The organism is Streptomyces sp. NRRL S-118, from assembly GCF_000716335.1.
GTDB lineage: Bacteria > Actinomycetota > Actinomycetes > Streptomycetales > Streptomycetaceae > Streptomyces.
Genome location: NZ_KL591069.1, coordinates 1,665 through 2,096, shown reverse-complemented (window position 1 = coordinate 2,096; position 432 = coordinate 1,665). Strand labels below are relative to the sequence as shown.

Here is a 432-nt window from a genome sequence, read left to right as displayed (position 1 = left end):
AGCCGCTCCAGCACCACCAGGCCCAGACCGTCGGCGAACCCCGTTCCGTCGGCGGACGCCGCGTACGCGCGGCACCGGCCGTCCGTGGACAGGCCACGCTGTCGGCTGAACTCCCGCAGCATGAACGGGCCGGGCATCAGGGCCACACCACCGGCGAGCGCGAGGGAGCACTCGCCGGCGCGCAGCGCCTGTGCGGCCAGGTGCAGGGCGACGGCGGAGGAGGAGCAGGCGGTGTCGACCGACACCGCAGGGCCCTCCAGGCCGAACAGGTAGGAGATGCGGCCGGAGGACACGCTGGCCGAGCCGCCGGTCAGCTGGAAGCCTTCCACCTGCGGCAGGCTGCCTTCCGGGGCCACGCTGTAGTCGGTGACGCCGAGTCCGCAGTAGACGCCGGTGTCACTGCCCCGCAGCGAGGTCGGGTCCATGCCGGCG

The 432-nt window shown here is 73.8% G+C and carries 1 protein-coding gene; it reads right to left on the bottom strand.

Annotated features, from left to right (window positions below):
• The coding region (locus IH00_RS0136725) for a beta-ketoacyl synthase N-terminal-like domain-containing protein (RefSeq protein WP_199819890.1) at positions 1 to 432 on the bottom strand (432 nt) is incomplete at both ends.